The sequence below is a fragment of the Rodentibacter caecimuris genome, assembly GCF_001019715.1.
Lineage (GTDB): Bacteria > Pseudomonadota > Gammaproteobacteria > Enterobacterales > Pasteurellaceae > Rodentibacter > Rodentibacter caecimuris.
On record NZ_BBXJ01000001.1, the window covers coordinates 366,287 to 390,027 of the forward strand.

General features: G+C 39.3%; 12 protein-coding genes and 1 pseudogene. 8 read left to right on the forward strand and 5 right to left on the reverse strand.

Translation table 11 applies throughout. The features are described 5' to 3' along the window. Positions 1 to 2: 2 nt before the first annotated feature. Positions 3 to 1,175 carry a hypothetical protein gene (locus PNEUHYL_RS01625; RefSeq protein ID WP_059365546.1) on the forward strand — a complete coding sequence of 391 codons (1,173 nt, stop codon included), beginning with the start codon at positions 3 to 5 and terminating at the stop codon, positions 1,173 to 1,175. Between the two features lie 132 nt (positions 1,176 to 1,307). Here the strand turns inward: PNEUHYL_RS01625 and tnpA are convergent. Together tnpA and PNEUHYL_RS01635 are read right to left on the reverse strand one after the other, a co-directional pair. Then, positions 1,308 to 1,743, reverse strand: a pseudogene (gene tnpA, locus PNEUHYL_RS01630) (IS200/IS605 family transposase). Positions 1,744 to 2,313: 570 nt separating this feature from the next. Then, positions 2,314 to 12,183 (reverse strand): YadA-like family protein, encoded by a 9,870-nt coding sequence (locus tag PNEUHYL_RS01635; RefSeq protein WP_059365547.1) that lies wholly within the window; start codon positions 12,181 to 12,183, stop codon positions 2,314 to 2,316. A gap of 855 nt (positions 12,184 to 13,038) precedes the next feature. Here PNEUHYL_RS01635 and PNEUHYL_RS01645 point away from each other — a divergent pair. Next, positions 13,039 to 13,410 (forward strand): helix-turn-helix domain-containing protein, encoded by a 372-nt coding sequence (locus tag PNEUHYL_RS01645; protein WP_059365549.1) that lies wholly within the window; start codon positions 13,039 to 13,041, stop codon positions 13,408 to 13,410. 159 nt (positions 13,411 to 13,569) lie between these two features. Here the strand turns inward: PNEUHYL_RS01645 and xseA are convergent, their stop codons facing one another. Genes xseA through PNEUHYL_RS01660 form a run of 3 tightly spaced genes read right to left on the reverse strand, consistent with a single transcriptional unit; the run spans position 13,570 to position 16,419 of the window. Further along, complete coding sequence (gene xseA, locus PNEUHYL_RS01650) at positions 13,570 to 14,889, reverse strand: exodeoxyribonuclease VII large subunit (protein ID WP_059368793.1); 1,320 nt, start codon at positions 14,887 to 14,889, stop codon at positions 13,570 to 13,572. Further along, positions 14,882 to 16,108 (reverse strand): ribosomal protein uL16 3-hydroxylase, encoded by a 1,227-nt coding sequence (locus tag PNEUHYL_RS01655; RefSeq protein ID WP_059365550.1) that lies wholly within the window; start codon positions 16,106 to 16,108, stop codon positions 14,882 to 14,884. The genes xseA and PNEUHYL_RS01655 overlap by 8 nt, the downstream gene beginning before the upstream one ends. Beyond that, on the reverse strand, positions 16,105 to 16,419 hold the full coding sequence (locus PNEUHYL_RS01660; RefSeq protein WP_059365551.1) for an RnfH family protein: 315 nt from the start codon (positions 16,417 to 16,419) through the stop codon (positions 16,105 to 16,107). The genes PNEUHYL_RS01655 and PNEUHYL_RS01660 overlap by 4 nt, the downstream gene beginning before the upstream one ends. Positions 16,420 to 16,595: 176 nt before the next feature. Here PNEUHYL_RS01660 and pth point away from each other — a divergent pair, with 176 nt between their 5' ends. From pth to PNEUHYL_RS01690, 6 genes are all read left to right on the forward strand, one after another. Next, positions 16,596 to 17,180 carry an aminoacyl-tRNA hydrolase gene (gene pth, locus PNEUHYL_RS01665; protein WP_059365552.1) on the forward strand — a complete coding sequence of 195 codons (585 nt, stop codon included), beginning with the start codon at positions 16,596 to 16,598 and terminating at the stop codon, positions 17,178 to 17,180. Positions 17,181 to 17,228: 48 nt separating this feature from the next. Continuing rightward, positions 17,229 to 18,320, forward strand: a complete 1,092-nt coding sequence (ychF, locus tag PNEUHYL_RS01670; RefSeq protein WP_059365553.1) for a redox-regulated ATPase YchF — start codon at positions 17,229 to 17,231, stop codon at positions 18,318 to 18,320. Between the two features lie 65 nt (positions 18,321 to 18,385). After that, entirely contained in the window at positions 18,386 to 19,285 is a 900-nt protein-coding gene (locus tag PNEUHYL_RS01675) for a homocysteine S-methyltransferase family protein (RefSeq protein WP_059365554.1), read from the forward strand. Positions 19,286 to 19,334: 49 nt separating this feature from the next. Continuing rightward, entirely contained in the window at positions 19,335 to 19,916 is a 582-nt protein-coding gene (locus PNEUHYL_RS01680; RefSeq protein WP_059365555.1) for a uracil-DNA glycosylase family protein, read from the forward strand. Positions 19,917 to 19,954: 38 nt separating this feature from the next. Then, positions 19,955 to 21,370: a basic amino acid/polyamine antiporter gene (locus PNEUHYL_RS01685; RefSeq protein ID WP_059365556.1), complete on the forward strand. Its 1,416-nt coding sequence runs from the start codon at positions 19,955 to 19,957 to the stop codon at positions 21,368 to 21,370. 552 nt (positions 21,371 to 21,922) lie between these two features. Beyond that, the gene (locus PNEUHYL_RS01690) at positions 21,923 to 23,464 is read left to right on the forward strand and encodes a glycosyltransferase family protein (RefSeq protein WP_069029744.1); all 1,542 of its coding nucleotides are present in this window, start codon (positions 21,923 to 21,925) and stop codon (positions 23,462 to 23,464) included. Positions 23,465 to 23,741 lie beyond the last annotated feature (277 nt).

The following is a 23,741-nucleotide window of genomic DNA, read 5'->3' on the forward strand; positions in this document are numbered from 1 at the left end:
AAATGGCTAATTTATTAAGTAAAACATTACAACAAGCACTCCGCCGTTGTTTTGTTAAAATTGATGATAATACGATTGAAATTAAGGAACGAAAGGGCATTTTCTTTAAACTGGTGTTTATTGTAATCACTGCAGCCTCAATTTATTTTGATTTTATTGATTCAAGTCACAGATATAGCGTTTTGGAAGACTTACAATTTACTTTTCAACCTGAAACTAGATTCCAAAGGGAGTGGCTATCTGCAGCTGATTTTTCAAAGCCCGGATATACTAGACATGGAAAAACAAAAGAAGAATATTTAGCAGGAATGTGGAATCGCCATAAACATGAAGTTTGGAAAGGCTACTACTATGTAGGCAAATACCTCGTACTCTTTTTTATTCTTTTCCGACCAAGTAAAAAACGGGCCCGATTCGATCGCAAACGAGGTATTATTTATACTTATATTGGCAAAAAATTTTATATTACCGAGCTCAATAAATTAATGCGCCCATTTCCCGAATATATTTCAGCGGTTAATGCCACCGTATTTTTTTGGGTACATCCTTATCATGATAAAGGAACAGGCACACCCTGTTTCAGAGGACCGCAGTTTGCGATTGCCGATCGCTCTTCTTGGTTCCCCATGCTGGCTCTTACCTTATTGCCTTTTTTAAGACAAGAGTTAGTAAAATTTAATACCACGCCTTATTTGAAAAAAATACTCGTTGATTTTATGAACCCTGCAACGCCACAAGAACGGATTGATGAAATTATGAACGCAATTGAGGGTAGAAAAGGCATTTCTGAATGGCTATTCGGTTTGATGTTTAACTGGATTGACGGCGGGTTATATTGTAAGACATTGCCGAAAAAAGCCTTTCTAGAAGAAAAAATTGCGCATTATTTCAAAGAGGAATCACCTAAAATCGAAGGATTACCTTCCTTTCACCCTGCAACCAGCTTTGATTCATTATGTGATCAAGTCAAAGGTTATGTGATTATCAGCGTAAAAGAAAACAAAAAATTTGGTTATCAAGCCCCCTGTCCAAACTTATTTGAATATCCAAAGGTACTCTCATTACACGCCGGTCGTTTACTCGGTTATTGGGGCAATATCCAAGATGAAAGTAATACGCCATTAGAGGTGTTACAAAAACAACGTGGAAAACCTAAACAGAAGAAAAGAAAGTAGTTACATCCCATCTAAAAGTGCGGTTAAAATTTTGAGTGTTTTGGTGAGAGTAAAAATCCACCTTCATAGAAGGTGGCTTTAATTTGCGCCCCATAGGGGCGTTTTTAAATTTCGATTCTGAGAATCCAAATTTTATTCCGTTGAAAGACTTAATTGCTTGTCTTCAAACTCATGTTTCTCTTGATACTTCACATATCTTAGTATCATTTCTGCATTGACACCTACGGTGTCAACACAGTAACCTCTTGCCCAAAAGTGAGCCCCATAATTTATGCTTCCTCAAATAGGGAAACTTATTGAACAATCTTATCGCTGTCCTATCTTTTAAATGTCCTATTATTTCTGAAACTGATATCTTCGGCGGAATATTAACCAACAAATGAACATGATCTATTTGAACGTTTAATTCTATTATTTCTACTTTAAGCTGCTCACATAATATTCTTAGATGAACATAAACTTCCCTACCTACTTTATCTTTTAATATTCTAAAACGACATTTCGGCGTCCAAACTAAATGATATTGACAATACCAAATCACATGCGATGATTTCTTAAATCGACTCATATTTTTTTCCTTATATGCGTTATGGGGATAACTTCCAAAAGGATTTTCTATGAGTCGATTTATTCAGGCAAAGCCTTTTAAGGCTATAATCACCTTCACAGAAGGTGGTTTTTATCTGTTGTATTAAGTTTTTTCAGGATAAACAAGCATCACGAAAACTGACATCTAAAATATTAAATAATCATTAACACTCCACAATATCAGGGATTTTATATTTAATAATAGTTTATTTTTTTATCTAATAGGATGAAATCTATCGCTATAACAATAAATCAAAATTGGCGTATCCTTAATCTTCAAATATGTAAATGAATCTAAAAAAATAAGTAATGTAATTTCCCTATTTTTGATATTGTGGAAACGTAGAAAATAAATTAAGTAAAAAAGATTTAAGTTTAATCCAAGCAGGTAAGTTCGAAATTTTAAACAAGAGGCGACCAAATTCATTTCTTCTCAATAGTTAAATTGATTCTCTCAGTCCAAAACAAGTGTTTACATGGTGAATGAAAAAAGCTCAATCTTTATCTAAAAGATTGAGCTTTATAACATCTGGCTAGCTATGAATACTAATTACCATTCATAACCAAGACCGACCGCACTTACAACATCACCACGGGTATTGGTACTACCGCTTAGTTTCAGCAATACTTTTCCGTTATCGCTGGCTTTGGTATAACCTAAGGCTACCGCATTTTCACCACGGTAGTTACTCGCTGCAACCGCAACCATTGATTTGCCATTTCCTCGAACCTGCGGTAAACCGGCAATCGCTGCAGCCCCGGCAATACCTGCTCTCAGATCTTTATCAACTTTGTTAATCTTGTTATTTAAGCTATTAACATTATTGTTAATATTATTGATATTTCGATTAACTGCATATAACTGAGAGCCATTCACCGCATCTGTAGAGGTTGCGGAAACTTCACCAGGTGCAACATGGGTAATTTTCTTATTGCCGGCATCAATACCGTCAGCAGTCATGCTTGGGCCATTTTTCACAGAAATACCACGATTGTTTACAACGGTATTACCTGCTCTTACAGAACCATCGTTACCAAGATCAATATCTTTTGTAAGTTGCACTTCTAAAGTACCTTTACCGTCAGCCTTAACATTGATGTTACCTTTCGCAGATTTGAAGTTTTCAGATTGCGATTTAGAAACACCTTCACCTTTCACTGTGACTGTGCTGTTAAGTTTACGGCTGTTTACTACTTCATTATTGCCGGTGAATTTCAAGCCGTCATCAGTCGTTGCGATTTCGTGAGTTTTATTTGGATTGTCTTTTTCCACATAAACTAAACGAGTTTCGCCATCTTTACCATCAACGCCAACTTTTCCATCTTGACCTTTAATAGAAATGCCATTTTTACCATCTTTCCCATTTAAGCCGATTGAACCGTCTTTGCCGTTGATAACCACTGATGAACCGTCTTTACCGTTCACACCGATAGAGCCATCGGCACCATCTTTGCCGTTAGCACCTTTTTCACCTACAGTGACTTTATTTACCGTTAGGTCTTTCGCTAAGGCGACAACAACTTTGCCATTTTCTTCATAAGTTTTGATGTTCGCAGCATCATATTCAGTATCAGCTTTCTCGCCTTTACCGACTATTTCAAGTGTTTCACCAAGATTTTTATGAATACTCTGTCCGCTTTGACCTTTGAAGTTCAAACCTTCTCTAACCAGTTCTTGCTTAACATTGTGTAATTGTGAACCGTTTACAGCATCCTTAGATGTTGAACTAATCTCACCATCAGCAACATTTACAACTTTATTACCACCGTTATCTAAACCTTTATTGGTTAATACCACATTGGTTTTACCATTGTCAGAGGCTCTGATTGTGATACCACTATCATTCATCGTTGTGTTGCCTGTGGTTACAGAAGTGAAATCAACATTATCTTTAGTTTTCACAGTATATGTCGTGCTTCCATCGGCATTTTTAGTCGGTATCACATCAATATTTTTACCGGGATTAACCGTTGTTGTTGCTTGAGCAATACCGTCTTTTAACTGTTTTACATTAACTGCATCAGTATCGTCTTCACCTGCTTTCACGTTAGTAATCTTGTTATCATCAACACTTAAGTTTCCACCGGAAATCGTTGTTCCACCTGCTTTAAACTCAATTTTTTGACCATCTTTATTTGAGATAGAATCAACATTTTTCAAATCTTTAGCAAGTTGAACCTCTAGAGTACCTTTACCATCAGCTTTAACATTGATATTACCTTTTGCCGATTTAAAGTTTTCAGATGTATCTTTATCAATACCTTCACCTTTAATAGTTACAACAGAATTTAATTTGTGGCTATTAACAACCTCATTATTACCAGTAAATCTCAAGCCGTCGTTAAGTGTTGCTACTTCTTCTGTTTCACCATTTGGTTTTTTATAAACGATACGGGTTTTAGTTTTACTATCTTTACCGTCATTACCATCAAGCCCAGCCTGACCTTGAACAACTGTAATTACCCCACTCGAACCATCTTTACCGTTAATACCAATAGTGCCGTCTTTTCCATTCAATGTTATCGCATCTTTACCATCAGCGTCTTTTAAGCCAATAGAACCATCTTTACCATTGATAGAAACGCCATCCTGACCATTTTCACCTTTAACCGTAATAGCGCCCGATTCTTGATTATTACCAATGGTGACATCTTTATTTAAGCCGACTTGTAACTTAGCTTTGCCATTTTCATTGACCACTTTAGTGGTTACACTTACATCACCTTTTACGGTTACCGTTTCACCAAGTTTTGCCTTAGCGTCATTACCATTTTCATCCGTTAAACCAAATCCGCCACCTTTTGATGGATCCGTAATATTATTAATCGATTCTTTTAAGTCACCGACATTAACCGCATTATTTAACGTATCGCCCTTAGCATCCGTTAAAGATACCTTGTTACCATTAGCATCCCTCAAACCACTATCAACATTAACAATTTGGTTTCCGCCATTGTTCAAGCCTTTATCCGTCACGCTAACGGTTTTATTTACAGGAGCATCTTTAGGTGTAATGGTTAAACCATTGCCATTGATAACGGATTTACTACTTGTTATTTCATCAATGAATTGCGCGCTTGTTAAATCTTGTAGCACTTTAGCCATTTTAAGAATTAACTTATCGCTTTCATTATCAACACGTAAGTTTTTATCGGTAACATCAGCATTTGCATTTAATTTCCCTAAAATTTCTAACTCTTCATTGAGTTTTTTAGCTATAGCGTCGCCTTTATCACCTTTAAATTTTAAGCCATCGTTAAGTGTTGCTACTTCTTCGATGATGGTTTTATTCGGGTCTTTCGGATCTTTGGTTTCATAAACAATACGGGTTTTGTTTTCACCGGCTTTTCCGTCAACACCGGTTTTTCCATCGGCACCTTTAATGGTTAACGCATTCGCTCCATCTTTACCATTTAAGCCGATTGAACCGTCTTTACCATTAATAACCACGGCAGAACCGTCTTTACCGTTCACACCGATACTACCGTCAACTCCATCTTTACCATTAGCACCTTTTTCACCCACAGTGACGTTGTTTGCGGTGAGATCTTTCGCTAAAGCGATAACAACTTTTCCGTTTTCAGTAATAGTTTTGATGTTAGTTGCATCATACTCAGTATCTGATTTTCCGCCTTTACCCACGATCTCAAGTTTTTCACCTAAATTTTTATGGATAACAGAATCATTACCGACTGACTGCGTACCAAAATCTAAACCTTTAGTATTGATTGCATTGGTTACATTATAAAGTTGTGAACCATTTACCGCGTCTTTCGAGGTTTCATTTACCTCACCATCTTTAAGGTTGGTAATTTTATTACCATCAATACTTACGTCTCCGCCCTTAATGGTTACAGCCGATTGGGAAGGATCATTATTATCTTTACCGGTAAAGACAATTGATGAGTTATTTCCACCAACCGAATTAATGCCGTTAAGATTTTTTGCCAAACGAACGGTTAAATTATTAGAACCATCAGAAATAACACCGATGTTATTATCTTCCGAAAGTTCGTTTCTGTCCGTAATACCACCTATAATGTTTACTTGTTCATTTAAGTGTTTTTTGATGACATTTGTATTTGCAATTGCATCACCATAGTATTTCATACCATCATCATGCGTCGCCACTTCATGTTCTTTGCCATCTTTATCTTTGTAAACGATACGGGTAATTCCGTCTTTACCATCTTCACCGTCAACACCGGCTTTGCCCTCTTTTACTGAAATATCAGCGGACACGCCATCGCTACCGTCAGCACCTTTAGGCCCCGTTAAACCAATATGACCCACTCCATCTTTAGCGGAAATAGAAACCGCATCTTTGCCATCTTTACCGCTGATTCCGACTTTACCATCTTCACCATTTTGACCGTTAGGACCAGTGATTGTCACTCCATCTTTACCGTTCACACCATTTGTGCCGTTTACAACAATCTTATCTAAATTAGTTAAGTCTTTGTTCAACGCAAAACTGTAAGTTTGAGCTTCATCAGTACCGCTTTGAGTGATAGTTAAATTTTTACCTGCATCCAGATTAACTACTGCACCCGCCCTTACTGTTTTCGCTACTGCAGAACCGTTTACATTACCGGTTGCATTTGCATTCCATCCACTGTTGTTTACGATATCAATCACTTGATGAACCGTTGCAATGCCATTTGCACCATCTTTTCCGTTCTTACCATTAATTGGAGTAGTTGGCGTTGTACCTAACTTAACATCATATTTAACAATGCCATCTTTACCTACCGAGGCAGCTGTATAGTTACCATCTGTGAAATTTAACCCTTTTGATAAGGTAACGCTTTGATCATTTGTACCATTTGCTTTGTAGGTTAATGGCGCATCACCAAGATTTTGTTCTGCAACAGAAACCGTATAAGTTTTCTGACCTGTCGTCTGATCTTCGTTTGGTGTCACCGTCACATTTTTGCTACCGGATTGAACAATCGTACCTAAACCGGTAATCACTTTCTTACCGTCATTAGTAATATTTTTTAAATCTGATTTTGCAATATTTGTGATTTTAGCTTCACCCGCCACATCTTTACCGTCACCATCAACATAGCTCATGGTGACTATGCCTGCATCATTTACTTGGTATTCACCCGGTTTGATATGACGTTCTGCCGATTTTACCGAATCCAGCTGACTTAGATTAACTGCATCAGTCGGATTCGTACCATTGGCTACATTCTTAATTTGATTACCACCATTATTTAAACCTGAGTTTGTTAAGGATACGTTTTTGGTTGTATCAGCCGGGTTCGCAATAGTCATACCGCCGTTATTTATGGCAGTATTCCCTACTTTTACAGAACCTTTATCAGTTAAGTTAATATCTTTGTTAAGTTTAACCTCTAGCTTATTATTACCATCTGCAACAACATTGATATTACCGGCAGCAGATTCAAACGCTTTGGCTGCGGCTTCATCAATACCTTCACCCTGTACTTTTACCAAAGTATTAAGTTTGTGTTTATTTTCAACAGACTCATTATTACCAGTGAATCTCAAACCATCTTCTAGTGTCGCAACAGTATGATTAGTACCTTTATCATCTTTATAAACGATACGGGTCATACCGTCTTTACCATTTGCACCATCAGTGCCATCAACGCCAACTGCGCCTTTATCACCTTTGATAGTTAAGCCGTTACTACCGTTTGTGCCGTTCAAACCGATAGATCCGTCTTTACCATTAATAACTACGGACGAACCGTCTTTGCCATTAATACCGATCTTACCGTCAATCCCATCTTTACCCGGTGTGCCCAGCTTACCTTTTTCACCAATAGTAATGTCATTTGCTAAAGAATACGTGTAAGTTTGGTTATTAGGGTCCGTCACATCTTGTTTAACCATTAGGTTTTTACCGGCATCGAAATTTACGATCGCACTTGGCGCTACTTTAGTTGCTACAGATGTGCCATCAAGCTCACCTGCTGATTTTGTCGCATTTGCCAACCAACCACTATTATTGATTGCATCAACGACAGTTTTCACTGTTGCAACTGTATTTTTACCATTTGATCCATCAATACCGGCTTTACCATCTGCTCCGGTTGTAATATTGCCTACGTTTACGTCGTATTGAACCTTGCCATTCTCAGCGACTGTTGCGGTTGTGTAGTTACCATCTGTGAAATCTAAGCCTTGCGATACTTTAACTTTTTGTTGATTCTCACCATTGGCTTTGTATGATAGTTCTGCGTCACCTAAGTTTTGCGCTATTGCGCTAACGGTATAGGTTTTTTGCCCTGTTGTAGCATCGGTTGTATTGGTTACAATTACATTACTGCCAGCTTCAACAATTGTGCCTAAGCCGGTAATAACTTTCTTACCTTCATTAGTAATATTGTTGAGGTTTTTATCCGATGCATTATCAATTTTATCTTTTGTATCTTTTGTTAAATCAACAGTAACATCCGTACCTGCGGCAGTTGTTGATACATATTGACCATTATCACCGCTTACAACGTTAAATTGTAAACCACCATTTTTATTGAGAGCTTGCTCATCAGTTGCAGTTGATTTATCACCGCCTAATTTAATCGTATTATTAAATTTATTGTTAACAAGACTGAGCTGCTCTTCTGTTGCTGCACGACCTTTCGTACCGAAGTCCGAACCATCTAATGTTTTATTTGTTAAACCGGTTATATCTCCGGTATCACCGTTAAAGTTAATCGCAGTATTACCACTCCCCACTGTCACGACACCGTTCGGTTTAAAGTTTATTTTACCTGTACCGGTATCACCTGTGATCGAAGTAATATTGGTTAATCCACCCTCTACATTAACTGCATAAGTATCGACATCACCATAAACACCTTTCGTTACAGCCGTATTTTTGCCATTAATAACTTTAACTGCTTTTTTCGCCTCGTTACGAATTACAGTTTTACCGCCATCATTGATATTAGTTAAATTAACATTGGCTGCATTATCGATTTTGTCTTTTGTATCTTTTGTTAAATCAACAGTAACATCCGTACCTGCTGCGGTTGTTGATACATACTTGGCACTATCTCCGCCTACTACGTAAAATTGTAAACCACCCGCTTTAGACAGATTTTGTTCGTCGGTGGTACCTGAATTACCGCCTAATTTGATATTGTTATCACCAATTTTGGTGTTTACTACATTCGATACCGTTTTTAACTGATCTTCTGTAGCAGCTCGGCCTGACACCGGAGTTGGATTCGTTACATTCCAGTCAGTATTGGTTAAACCCGTGATATGGCCGTCTTTACCATTTAGGCCGATTGCATTATTACCGCTAACATTCACCACACCATCCGGTCTGAATTCAACTTTACCTGAACCATTACCGTTAGTAATTGAAGTAACGTCCGCTAAAGCACCCTCAACATCGACCTTAAATGTTTTAACATCATTCACATCACGGTACGATACTTTAGTATTTTTGCCATCTTCCATATTGATTGTAGCTTTCGCTAAGTTTTTGATCTTAGTTTCGCCACTATTATTAATATTGGAAAGATCTTGTTTGGCAATACCCGTGATTTTTGCTGTTTCATTTGCGACGGCTTTTCCATTACCATCGGTATAAGTCATTGTGACAGAACCATCATTCTGAACAGCATATTCACCTTTTGTAATGTGTTTTTCGTCACCTAAATTAGCAATACTTTGATCACCGTATTTAATACGATCACCATCATACTTAACAGTCGTGTTACTTGTTTGATCTCCAAGTTTAATTTCTTTGGTATTAACGCTATTTAAATCTTTAAGATCTTTTGCTAATTTAATCGCTAGACCGCCTTGTGCCGAACCGGAGCCAGCCGTTCCGACAACACCGATATTATTATCAGATAAATTATTTTCTGCCGCACCGCCGGTTACACTTAACGTCTCCCCTAGTTTACGATTTACAGTTACGCTTGTGTTATCGCCTTGAAAGTTTAAACCTTTGGCAATGTCGTTTGTATTGTTAGAAATGTTTTGCGTGTTGTTAGCAATATTATTGGTGTTATTTGTCACATTTTGGTTAGTTGCAAAAAGTTGAGAACCGTTTATCGCATCCCTACTATTTGCATCAATTGTGCCATTTGAAACATTGGTAATTTTTTTATTGCCTGCATCAACACCATCTTTAGTGATCTTTGGCCCGTCTTTAATGGTCAAACCTTTATCATCTAAAGTTGTGTTACCCGTTACTACTTTTGTGAAACTAACATTTTCTTTAGTCGCAATAGTTAAATTGGCATTGTGTTGCGTAATATTAATGTTATTACCCGCAATGACTTTAACGGTATCGCCCATTGCAATTTTTTGTTCTTTATTGCCGGCTACTTCGCCCGAACCGGCCTTATCAGTTGTGATTTTCCAGCCTTGCTCAATTCGTGATGCAACGGCATATAACTGAGAACCATTAATTGCATCTGTTGAATTAGCTTCAACATGACCTGCAGCTACATTTTTAATTTGACGCTCTTTCCCCTTTCCACCAATACTGACAAAATGGCCGGCATCTTGCACAGAACCGGTAAAGTTATAAGTATGTCCGCCAATCGTTTTATTTGCTACGGTTTCAGTTGCGTGTGAACCTGTCGTTGTAGAATTATCACCAAGAATCACCGAACTGGCTGTATCGGCACTGATATTTGCACCAATAGCAACGGTATTAGCACCGGCTACATTCGTATTATGCCCGATTGAAATTGAATCTTTCGCATTTTTCCCTGTACCGGTCATTTCACCCAATGCAATAGATCCCGTACCTTTCGCGCCTAAATTATCATAATTACTATTTACTTCTTTTTGTTTGCTTTTATCAGCATTAACACTGACATAGTTGGTTTGAGCGAGTTCTACCGCTTTTTTTACATTATTCAGTTTCTGATTTTTAATATCAAACTCAGGTGCTTTATAAGTATAGCGACCAGTGGTGGCATCAATGCTATAGCCGATATAACCATCTCCGGCAATGGATTTTGCTAAATTATCATTAACCTCAGATAACTGTTTAACATTTACGGCATCAGTATCTTCACGACCTGCCGCCAGGTTCACTAAACGACGCTCTGAACCTTTATTGGCAATCGCAACAACACCATTCTCAATATCAAAAGCATCATTTGTGTATTTTGCATTTGCGTTTTTAATGTCTGCTTGATTAACAACGGTACCATTTCCCAAAGACAACGAGTTATTAGCATTAGATATTGCCCCCTCCCCGATACTCATCGCACCTTTTTTAGTCGCTTTTGAGTTCTTACCGATCGTTATCACATTTTCATGTAGTGCTTGAGCATTACTCCCGAAAGCAATCGAATTGGCCTCAGTTGCATTCGCATTGCTACCAAATGCGACAGCATCATTCTTATGTGCCTTAGCTTCTACACCGAATGCAATAGAATTGTTTTTAGCACCTAATGAATTGTAACCAAAAGCAATAGATGAATTACCTATCGCTCTTGAACTTGTACCAAACGCAATGGCTTTTTCCGCACTAGAAGAAGCGGGCTTAGTTACTTGTTCACCTAAGTAATTATCATATGCAGAATAAAATTCGCCTGTGCTTGCCAATGAACCAAATGCAAAAGAATCATTACCGTTTGTTTTCGCTCCTGAACCAATTGCAACAGAACGCTCACCGTTTGATTGCGTATTATTTAAACCGTCATACTTGGTTCTTTTCGCTTCCCCTGCCGCTCCGGGTAAACCATCAAGAGTTTTCGGTGCGGCATTACCAATCGCAATAGATTGATTGCCATTTGATGTCGCAGACGCCCCAAATGCAAAACTTGCACTCCCTTTTGCATAGGCGACAGAACCAATTGCTGCAGAATAATCACCAATTGCAGCAGATTGACGCATCATTGCAAGGGAGTTAAACCCTTTGGCTCGAGAGGCGGTACCAATTGCAGTTGCCCCTGTATCCTCTGCATTTGAGAATGCACCAATAGCGGTAGCTAATCCACCTGTTGCTTGAGCATAGTCCCCCACCGCAATACCATTTGAAGTACCATCTTTTTGAACAGCACTGCTCTTATTACCAATTGCGATACCAAATGCATATTCTCCACTACTTGAATAGCCATCGATTATGTTGCCTTGCTTATTGGTATCACGATAAGATTTATTGCCAGGGTTTTTATAATCGTATGCCCAAGTATTAGCACTAGCAGGACCAGGTCTAGCCTTAGCGCTAGTGCTAGTTTGCCCTTGGCTTGGTGTACCTCCCATCTCAATATAAGCATTAGCTACGATAGGTGTAGCCACAAGCGGCAATGTAATTGCAACAGTTTTAATTAAATTAGTACTCAACGAATCAGGCTTAGTTGAAGTAGAAGAGGAGGAGATTGCCTTCACTTTAGAAAGCTCTGAAACGGCAACCCATGTTTGAGCCGCATGATTCCAAATGACTCTAAAAATTTTATTCATATATTTGCTTGTCCTTTAAATTCAGGGTTATCTTTAGGAAGAGAACCATCTGCATTCAAGCAAAATTTTCCCATAGCGTGTAAATAACCGTAGTTTATAACTATCTAGACATTGGTAATAATTGGACTTGAATAAGTTTGTCCACATGTTGATATATGTTTGGTTACCAACGGTATAGCAGAGTTAGTCTTCTAGACTAAAATATAAACTTCTAAAACTATTCTTTATCACTAACAAAAATTTTACCTACAATGATGGTTTCATTTCTCAATTTGTTGGCTTTTAGTTGTAAGTTAAACACTCAATATGAGCAAATTTGCAGTCGCCGTCATCACGGCATATAAGCCGAGTAAAATAGCCTTACCTTTGCTAAGAAATCAGGCAAAAATACCACGCCGAAACCCTTTGATATAACGGCGTAGCAAACTCATTTCCAAAACAGTAAAGTGATATACGCTTACCCATTTCCAGATCGGTTTTGTCGATATTTTTAGCCTGTGGTTTAGCCAACAAAATTTAGTTATCTTTTCACCATAATATTCCCATGGTTCTCCTCCCCAACCTAAAAACATAGTTATCGTTTTAAATGGCTCGGCAACATCCACTGGTTTTGGCTTTAAAATTACTATTTGTGATTGATAAAACTCCCAATGCAAGAGCTATTTTTCATTAAATCTCCTAATGTAAGATGATGAATCAACGAAAAATCATTGGTTGAGTTAAATTATAATATTACAACCTCAAGACAATCAACTATTTTTAAAAAATAATAAAAAATATCAATCATTGAGTAACTTGAAATCATATTGTCACAAACAACGGAAATAATACTGATTTCATACAATGAGAGATAACATGGCAAGATTTACCGCAGCGGAAACAGATATCGCTATCGGCAAAAGGATTCAACTTCGCCGCAAGGAACTGGGTATCAGTGCTGAAGTATTAGCTGAAAAAATTGGGGTATCACAGCAACAATTTTCTCGTTATGAACGAGGAGCAACTAAAATAAATGTGAATCATTTGGTGGATATAGCCATTAGCTTAGATACTCCAATTGATTGGTTTTTCAGTGATAGCAAAGGCCTTAACTTAGAAGACAAACCGTATGTTCCCATACATAATGATGCATTGCGTTTTCGTCTTGATTACCATTGGCAACAAATGAATAATGAACAAAAACGTACTTTAATCAACTGGCTTGATGCCATCTCCGGAAGACAATAAAACCCTGCGTGGGACAGCTATTTCCAACACACGGCATTTTGAAAGGAACAAAAATGATCATGAAATAAAAAAGTTATAACTAAAAATAAAGCGCGGTTAATAACCGCACTTTTGTTAGACATACATCAAAATCACTTATCAATTACTTTTATCTGACTTTCATACCACCTGACTAACGATATTCCCATCCGCCACTTTTGTGGTAATCATTTCCCCTTGTTTAACGTCATTCATACTCGTGATTGTTTTTCCTTGCTCTGTTGTCGCAATGGAATAACCGCGAGCCAAAACCTTCAACGGACTTAATCCATCTAATTTTCCACACAATGACGCAAGCCGATTTTGACGTTCTATCAATTGGTGACTTGTGCTGAAATGTAATCGCCCTTGTAATTGCACTAATTGTTGCTGATGACGTTGAATACGGTAAGGTAAGGGATTTTGTGCCAAACGAAGGGAAAGAGCGGTCAATTTTTGCTGTGTTTTTTCAACCTGACGTTTCATCGCAAATTGTAAACGCTGTGCAAGTTGCTCATTTTTTGCCTGTTGAACACGCAGTTGATTCTGCGGATGTTGATTTTGCAAACGCAATGTTAGTTGCTTTAAATGCTGGCTTTTTTCTGTTAATAGTCGGTCAAGCACTATATCTAAACGCTGTTGCTGATGGCGGAGTTGTTGTAGTAACTCCCCTTGATTTCGACTGACCAATTCTGCCGCCGCCGAGGGAGTCGGCGCACGAAGATCAGCAACAAAATCGGCAATGGTGACATCCGTTTCATGACCTACGGCACTAATAATCGGCAACGTAGAACGAAAAATCGCACGTGCAACAGATTCCTCGTTAAAACACCAAAGATCTTCCAAAGAGCCACCACCCCGCCCGACAATGAGCACATCCACTTCTCGCCGCGCATTTACCAGTTCGATCATCTGCACAATCTCAGCCGTTGCCTCTTTACCTTGCACGGCGGTGGGATAAATCACTACCTTCAAACTTGGATCCCGCCGTGCCAAAATATGCAAAATATCTTGCAAAGCCGCACCGGTAGATGAAGTGATAATTCCCACGGATTTACTAAAGTGCGGTAAATTTTTCTTGAGATTTTGAGCAAATAATCCTTCTGCCGCCAGCTTCATCTTCAAGGCTTCAAATTGCTGTTGTAACAATCCTTCACCCGCAGAATGCATGGATTCAATGATGAGTTGATAATCACCCCGCGGCTCATATAAACTCACATTAGCACGCACCAAGACTTGCATCCCATTTTGCGGACGAAACGCCACACGCAAATTTTTCATCCGAAACATCGCACAACGCACCTGTGCATTTTCATCTTTCAAGGTGAGATACCAATGACCTGATACCGGCTGGGTAAAATTAGAAATTTCCCCTGTCAGCCAAATTTGTGAAAAATTACTTTCCAACATTTGGCGTGTCGCATTATTGAGTTGGGAGACGGAATAAATATTGTCAGACATAGTCATCGAGCAACACCCAGCCATCGTCCAGCCAGTTACAAATTGAATCTAACAATAATTCCATCGTCGTTTCCGGATCTTCCGTTTCATTCGTTAAATCCGTTAAAAATACCCAATCTAAGCATTCACCGTCTGCTAAGCGTTTCAAGACTTCCGTTTCCACCAAGTTTAACTCATCTAACCATTCACCATTGGCATAAATGCGAAGGGGATTTTCCGTGTAGAGCAACTTGCAATTATTATCCTGACAAAGTAACGCCCCCTCTTCTAAATCGGCGCGCACCTCCTCAGGATCGCTCATTTCTTCAGAAACCAACAGTTCATAACGGCGTGAACTCACCGCACTTGCCACAGCCTGTTTGAATAACTTATCAAAGGCTTCGGAGTGGGCAAGTTTATCCAGTAACTGTTGTTTCATCACCTGAATATTTTCGTCGGCAAGCTTACCGCTACGCTGTACCGATTGCGTTAAGCGAAGCGGTAAATCAAATTCGCTTAAATTCAAATCCGGATCTTGATGGCAAAAACCTTTACTGATGCCATCAATTAAATGGGTCAAATTCGGATAACGCAAGCCAAAAGAAAAAGTCAAACAATCTTCTTCCGCCACGCCATAATGTGCCATACGGGCGGGAATATAAAGAATATCACCCGGATTCATAACCTCATCAATCACCAATTCCCCCATATCGTCAAAAATACGAATCGGCTGATTCGGTTTAAACGCCGTGCTTGAATCACACCATTTCCCTAATTGCCAACGGCGGCGGCCATAACCTTGCACCAGAAACACATCATATTCATCATAATGTTTGCCCACCGAGCCGCCTTTCGGCGCATAGGACACCATAATGTCATCACGTTGCCATTGAGGAATAAAACCAAATTTATTCCAAAATTGCCCTAATTCCGGCGACCATTGTTCCATATTTTGCACCAGCACCGACCATTTTTCCGGCAACTCTTTGAAATCCGTCTCCGTTAAAGGGCTAAAAAACACTTTCCAATCATCATCCGAAAAGGTTTTAATTAAACGTGCCGTAACATCTTCATTTTGCGCCAACTCAATAATATCTTGCGGTTCAAACTGCCCCACAATTTCAGGCAAACCGTTGCGGATAATGAGTGGCTTTTTCTGCCAATAATCCCGCAAGAAAATTTCAGGCGTGATGGATTCGGGTAAGCAAAAATCCGTTGGGAAAAGTGAAAGTGCGGTCATTTTTGGACTCCTTTTTCTTTATTGGCTTGAGCGGCTTGTTCTGCTGCCCGTTTACGGCGGATTTCTTTCGGATCAGCCAGCAGCGGACGATAAATTTCAACACGATCGCCCTCTTTCAATATATCGGTTAATTTTGTCGGACGACTGAAAATGCCCACTTTATTTTCACGTAAGTCAATATCAGTAAACTGTTGCAAAATACCGGATTGCAAAATCGCTGTTTGCACCATTGTTCCCTCAGCGACTTTGAGTGATTTCAAATAATAGTGTTCGGGCAGCGCATAGGCAATTTCAATATTAATCTGATTCATTATGCTTTCTTTATACAAAAAATTTCGGCTATTATAGCGGAAAAGTGCGGTCAGTTTTAACGATAAAATAAGGAAATGTATTAATTTGGGCAGGCGTTCTTGTTCTCGCGTTATAGATTGAGAATTTACCCGCATTTCGCTACAATACGCCACTATTTTTAACATCATTATGCAATATGTCTGAAATTAAACTCATCGTTGGACTTGGTAATCCCGGGGATAAATATACCGAGACACGCCATAATGCCGGTGAATGGTTGGTAGAACGTTTAGCGCATCGTTTCAATACTACGCTCAACCCCGACAATAAATTCTTCGGTAAAACCGCCCGCACGTTGGTGAATGGAAAAGAAATCCGCTTGCTTGTGCCGACCACTTTTATGAATTTAAGTGGTAAATCCGTAGGCGCACTGGCGGGATTTTATCGAATCAAACCTGAAGAAATTCTTGTGATTCATGATGAACTGGATCTCCCGCCCGGTGTCGCAAAACTCAAACAAGGCGGCGGACACGGCGGACATAATGGCTTGAAAGACATTGTGGCGCAGTTAGGAAATAGTAACAATTTTTACCGTTTACGCCTTGGCATTGGACATCCGGGACATCGTGATTTGGTTGCCGGTTATGTGCTTAATAAACCGTCTCCGACAGAGCGTAACGCGCTTGAAAAAGCCCTAGATGAAGCCACCGATTGCGTGGAAATGATTTTTAAAGACGGCATAGTAAAAGCGACCAATCGCTTAAACAGTTTTAAAATTTAGAAGTGCGGTCATTTTCGCAACTTTTTTGACTCAATATAAGGAAAAAATATGGGATTTAAATGTGGTATCGTGGGCTTACCAAACGTAGGGAAATCCACCCTTTTTAATGCGCTCACTAAAGCAGGTATTGAAGCGGCAAATTATCCGTTCTGTACGATTGAACCAAACACAGGCGTTGTCCCAATGCCGGATCCCCGCCTCGATGCCCTTGCGGAAATAGTCAAACCTGAACGGGTTCTGCCAACGACGATGGAGTTTGTGGATATTGCAGGATTAGTCGCCGGCGCAAGCAAAGGCGAAGGCTTGGGTAATAAATTCTTAGCAAACATTCGTGAAACCGATGCGATTGGGCATGTTGTTCGCTGTTTTGAAAATGACGATATTGTACACGTTGCCGGAAAAATTGATCCGTTAAACGATATTGAAACCATCAATACCGAACTTGCGCTTGCCGATTTAGATAGTTGCGAACGAGCCATTCAGCGTTTACAAAAACGTGCAAAAGGCGGAGACAAAGAAGCGAAATTTGAACTTTCAGTAATGGAAAAAATCCTTCCTGTCCTTTCTGAAGCAGGGATGATTCGCTCCGTTCCTCTTGATAAAGAGGAGTTGCTTGCGATTAAAAGCTATAATTTCTTAACCCTCAAACCCACTATGTATATCGCGAACGTCAATGAAGACGGTTTTGAAAATAACCCATACCTTGATAAAGTCCGCGAATTTGCTGAAAAAGAGGGGTCTGTGGTTGTGCCGGTGTGTGCCGCCATTGAATCGGAAATTGCCGAGCTTGATGATGAAGAAAAAGTCGAGTTTTTACAAGATTTAGGTATTGAAGAACCCGGCTTAAACCGTGTTATTCGTGCCGGCTATGCCCTATTAAATCTGCAAACCTATTTTACCGCCGGTGTAAAAGAAGTACGAGCATGGACGGTTTCCGTAGGCGCAACCGCACCAAAAGCCGCCGCCGTGATCCATACCGATTTTGAGAAAGGTTTTATCCGTGCGGAAGTTATTGCTTATGAAGATTTTATTCAATACAAAGGTGAAAACGGCGCAAAAGAAGCCGGAAAATGGCGTTTAGAGGGGAAAGATTACATCGTACAAGACGGCGATGTGATGCACTTCCGCTTCAATGTATAAATTGAATCAAACACGACCGCACACCTAAAGTGCGGTCTTTTTTTAGCAAATTTTAGGAAAGCAACATGTCAAATATCATCATTCTAGACGGAGGAATGGGGCGTGAGCTAGCACGCCGTAAGGCGCCTTTTCAACAGCCCGAATGGTCTGCCCTTGCATTGTATCAACAGCCTTCCGCCGTTCAACTTGTGCATGAAGATTTTATTAAAAGCGGTGCTCAAGTGATTACAACAAATAGCTATGCCGTCGTCCCCTTTCATATCGGTGAACAACGTTTCCATAGCGATGGCAAAAGTTTGGCGGATTTAGCCGGCCTATTGGCAAAAAGTGCGGTAAAAAATTCGGGCGTTTCTCCTATCAAAATCGCAGGATCAATTCCGCCATTATTCGGTTCTTACCGTTTCGATTTATATCAGCCGAACCGCGTACAAGAAGTTGCACAACCGATCATTGACGGGCTTTCGCCTTATGTGGATTTCTGGCTGTGCGAAACCCAAAGTTCCGCCACCGAACCCCAAGCGATCAAACCTCTATTGCCTAAAGATACACGCCCGTTTTGGGTTTCTTTTACCTTACAAGACGACGAACCGACTGATATCCCTCGCCTACGTTCCGGTGAAACGGTGCAAAGTACGGTCGAAAAAATGATCGAATTAGGCGTAGCGGCAATTTTGTTCAACTGTTGCCAACCTGAAGTCATTCAACAGGCGTTACTCATCACGCAGGAAACCTTAAAAAAACACCATATCACCACGATTCGTTTCGGTGCTTATGCCAATGCTTTTCCTCCACAACCGAAAAATGCAACCGCAAATGACGGGCTGGATGAAATCCGAGAAGATCTTAATCCGCAACAATATCTGATGTGGGCGGAAAAATGGGTTGAAAGCGGAGCGACCATTATTGGCGGCTGTTGCGGAATCGGGCCGGAGCATATTAAGGCGTTAGCTGAAAAATTTGGCTAGGCGATCAATAACCTATCTTCTCCATCAATGAATAGAAACGAGATAAATTATGCAAACGATCAATCAAATTAAAGCCGCAATTATTGCCGATCCTCAAAATAAATCATTCACAGAACGTCATATCGAACCGCTGTTTGCCGCCCCCTCTACCGCGCGAATTAATATTGTCGGTCAGGCGCCCGGCGTAAAAGCGGAGCAAACTCGTCTTTATTGGAATGATCAAAGCGGTGATCGCTTACGTGAATGGCTCAATGTCGATCGTGACACCTTCTATAACTCGGAGCTATTTGCCGTCATTCCAATGGATTTTTATTATCCGGGCAAAGGCAAATCAGGGGATTTACCGCCTCGTCAAGGCTTTGCGCAGAAATGGCATCCGCAAATTCTAGCCACTTTACCAAATATTCAGCTCACACTCTTAATCGGACAATATGCGCAAAAATACTATTTACCGCAAAATACCTTAAACGTGACGGAAACAGTAAAAAACTATCGTGAATTTCTACCGCACTTTTTACCCTTAGTCCATCCTTCACCGCGTAATCAACTTTGGTTAAAGAAAAATTCATGGTTTGAACAAGAAGTCGTGCCGACCTTACAACAACTTGTGAAAAGCATTTTATCCTGTTGATTATCTTATTTTTTCGGAAAGCTGTTTTAGGAAATAATATGTCAAATAAAAAAATTGGTTTACTTTCGCTAACCGCATTAGTTTTAAGTTCAATGATTGGCTCGGGTATTTTTAGCCTACCGCAAAATATGGCGGAAGTTGCCGGCTCTGAAGCCCTTATTATCGGTTGGACAATTACGGGCATAGGAATTATTTTTCTTGGTCTTTCGTTCTTTTTCATTTCCCGACTTCGCCCCGAATTAGACGGCGGTATTTACACCTATGCACGCGAAGGTTTTGGTGAACTGATGGGATTTATGTCTGCTTGGGGTTATTGGCTATGCGCCACTATCGGGATTGTGGGTTATTTAGTGGTTGCCTTTGAGGGATTGGGTACATTCACCGATAGCGAAAGTGCGGTCATTTTTGGACAAGGAAATACTATCGCTTCGTTTATTGGTTCTTCAATCGTTGTCTGGCTTGTGCATATTTTAATTGCCAAAGGAGTAAAAGAAGCGGCGACAGTAAACCTGATCGCGACTTTTGTAAAAGTTTTTCCGCTGTTCTTGTTTATCATACTCGCCCTATGCTTCTTCAACCCTGAAATATTTAACCATGATGTAAAAGCGACCGCGTTAAATAATCATGTCTCCGATCAAGTAAAAAACACCATGTTAATCACCCTGTGGGTGTTTACCGGCGTGGAAGGCGCTGCGGTATTATCGGCGCATGCCAAAAAACGTACGGATGTCGGGCTTGCCACTGTATTGGGGATTGTCATCGCCCTTGCCTTATATGTGGCAATCACCGTGCTTTCCTTAGGAATTTTACCCCGTGAAACTATCGCTGCAATGTCAAATCCCTCTATGTCAGGCTTGCTTGAACATATGATCGGGAGTAGCAGAAAAATCATCATTACCGCCTGTTTAATTGTCTCGGTACTCGCTTCTTACATTAGTTGGACGATGTTCTCTGCCGAAGTACCTTATCGTGGCGCTAAAAACGGCGCATTCCCGAAAATTTTCGACAAACTCAATGAAAACAACACGCCGATTCACTCTCTTTGGTTTACCGGATTTGTCGTACAACTTTGTTTACTATTAGTTTTACTGACTGGAAAAAGTTATAACGCACTATTATTGATCTCCACTTCAATGATCCTCGTGCCTTATTTTTTAATTGGTGCCTATTTGTTTAAACTTGCCATTCAACAAAATGCCCCTTGGTACATTAAACTCACAGGCTTGATGGCATCGCTTTACGGTTTGTGGATTTTATACGCCGCAGGGTTGGATTATTTGCTACTTTCCGTATTGCTCTATGTGCCGGGAATTGGATTATTTTTATATTCCCGCTATCAACATCAAGGAAAAAATTTCAATCTGAACAAAAGGGAAAAATGTGTCATAGCCATTATTACACTGCTATTTATTTGGGCTGTTTATAATGCCTTTACCGGTGTTGATTGGCATTAATCCGTTTGCCAAGCGCGGTGAAATATCACGGTATTATGTAGAAATACATAAAAACGAATATGACTGAACCAAAGTTTTTCAACAAGTTACCGCTGAGAAAACCGTCTTTATGATAAAGGAGGCGGATTTTTTCAGAGAGTTTCAATGCAAAGCATAGCGGGTTATTCCCTGTTTAAATAATAAGAAGTTTATTAAAAGACGCAGTAGAGCACTTTTCGATGCTCTTACTCCGTTTGCTTGGTTTATTTTTGTATGATCATTAATAGAGATAAGCTTTGTTGTAATAATTTTCTGTTTGCTTTTGGTTTTATTTGTCTTTTATATTCCGCTTTTTAACATCTATATTTTTGACCGGTACAACTAAACTTCTTGAAATTTTTTTATTTGAATTTAGAATAAGTGGCAATTTACTAAAAAGCCAAAAAATGATATTTCTCTATAAAATCAATAAGATATTATATTATTCACAATATTTTAATTATACTTTTGCCGTTTGAAATTTGTATTGAAATGTTCGCCATATAAACTAAACATTAACCACGTAATCTACAAATGACTACATCAAATTCTGCCCTTCAACTCTGTTCCGATTCGCTGATGAAGCATTTTAACCAAACTTATCTTGATAGCTTAGAAATTATGGTTTGGCACCGCAAATTAGGAACAAAAGATAAGCTCCAATACGCCGAACAAGAAACGTTTTCTGCCGTTTTTGTTGATGCAGATTTATCTTATTCCAAAGAAAATCTGCTTTGCTGGTCAAGAGTGCTACAAAATAATGGTTTATTATTGCTAGAAAAAATTCAAGAAAAAACACCGGAAATGTTAACCGCACTTTTTCCTGAACAATTGTTCTTTGTGGAAAATCATAACCCGGAAATATGGATTTTTGTTAAACGTTCAACGGATTTTACCGAAATTTACACTCAAATTACTGATAAATTAGAAGAAAAAGAACCATTAAAAACCTTGTACCCTCTATTGGAAAAGCTGGAATGGGCGAATCCGCATCTTGCCTCTGCTAATTTATTGAGAAATAAATTATTTGCTCAGTATGATATGGAGTTTGTCGTATCGGATTATTGGCAAAATTATGTTGATCGTACATTAACACATATGAGCAAAATTTATGCGAGCTTGCACACATTACTACGAGGCGATTATCAAGCCGGATTTGTTCAAAGAGAGTGGGTAATGAGAAATTCTCATCTTCGTCGCACATCAACACCACCGCAAGAAAAAGATTACGAAAAGCGCTGGAAAGGAGAAAATTTATCGAGCAAAACTATTGTGATTTGGACAGAATTTGGGTTAGGCGATGAAATAATGTTTGCCCAATTAGCCTATTATTTGAAATTACAAGGGGCGAAAACACTCTGGATTGTACAAAAACCTATCGTTTCCCTCCTGAAAAGCCATCCGTATATTGATCAAGTGATTGCCTCTGATCAAATTGAGCAAACATTATGCGAATTTGATTATTGGGCATATCCGCACGAAATTTTGGCTCATATCCCTATTCCCTTTCAACATTTACCAAAACACCAACCTTATCTTTTTGCCGAACCAAGAAAACGACAAAAAGCAGAGACGGTGTTTTCCGATAGTGTAAATCTGAAAGTCGGCATCGTTTGGCGTGGCGATCCGACTCACGAAAATGATAGATTCCGCTCAATTCACGATCTAAATTATATTGAAACCCTCTTTAAAATAGAGGGGATCGACTGGTATTGTATGCAAAAAGCCTGTAACGAGCAGGAAATTCAATTATTAGAAAAATATAACATAGTGCATCTTGCTAAAGATTTTAATGATTTCTCCGATACGGCGGCGGCATTGAGCCATATTGATTGTTTAGTTGCCGTCGATACCTCCGTGGTTCACGCTGCTGGCGCAATGGGCATACCGAGTTTATTAATGCTGCCTTATATTGGTGATTGGCGTTGGGGAAGCAAACAGATAGATTCAATATGGTATCCGAACATACAAATCTTTCGTTGCAATATGCCAATACCGAACTGGGATAATGTCATTCCACAAGTGAAAAAAGCGCTATTAGAACGCATAAATTGGAAAAAAAGAGCGATAAAATAGCACGGAGGTTCAATAACAGGCAATACCAAAGCAAGAGACATCATGATTTCAACGCTACTGTTACAAAGCTCAACCGCTCTATTTACTATGCTAAGCGCCAATAAAATTTTAAACATTTTTTCATTCTATAATCCGATTAGAACAACATAGTCAAATAAAACCGCACTTTCACGTCTAAAGTGCGGTCACAAAATCCGAAGGATTTTGAACATTGGCTTTGCCAACGGTTCTGTAATAGTGAATAAATCAACTCAGTAAGTTATGAGTCATTTTTCCG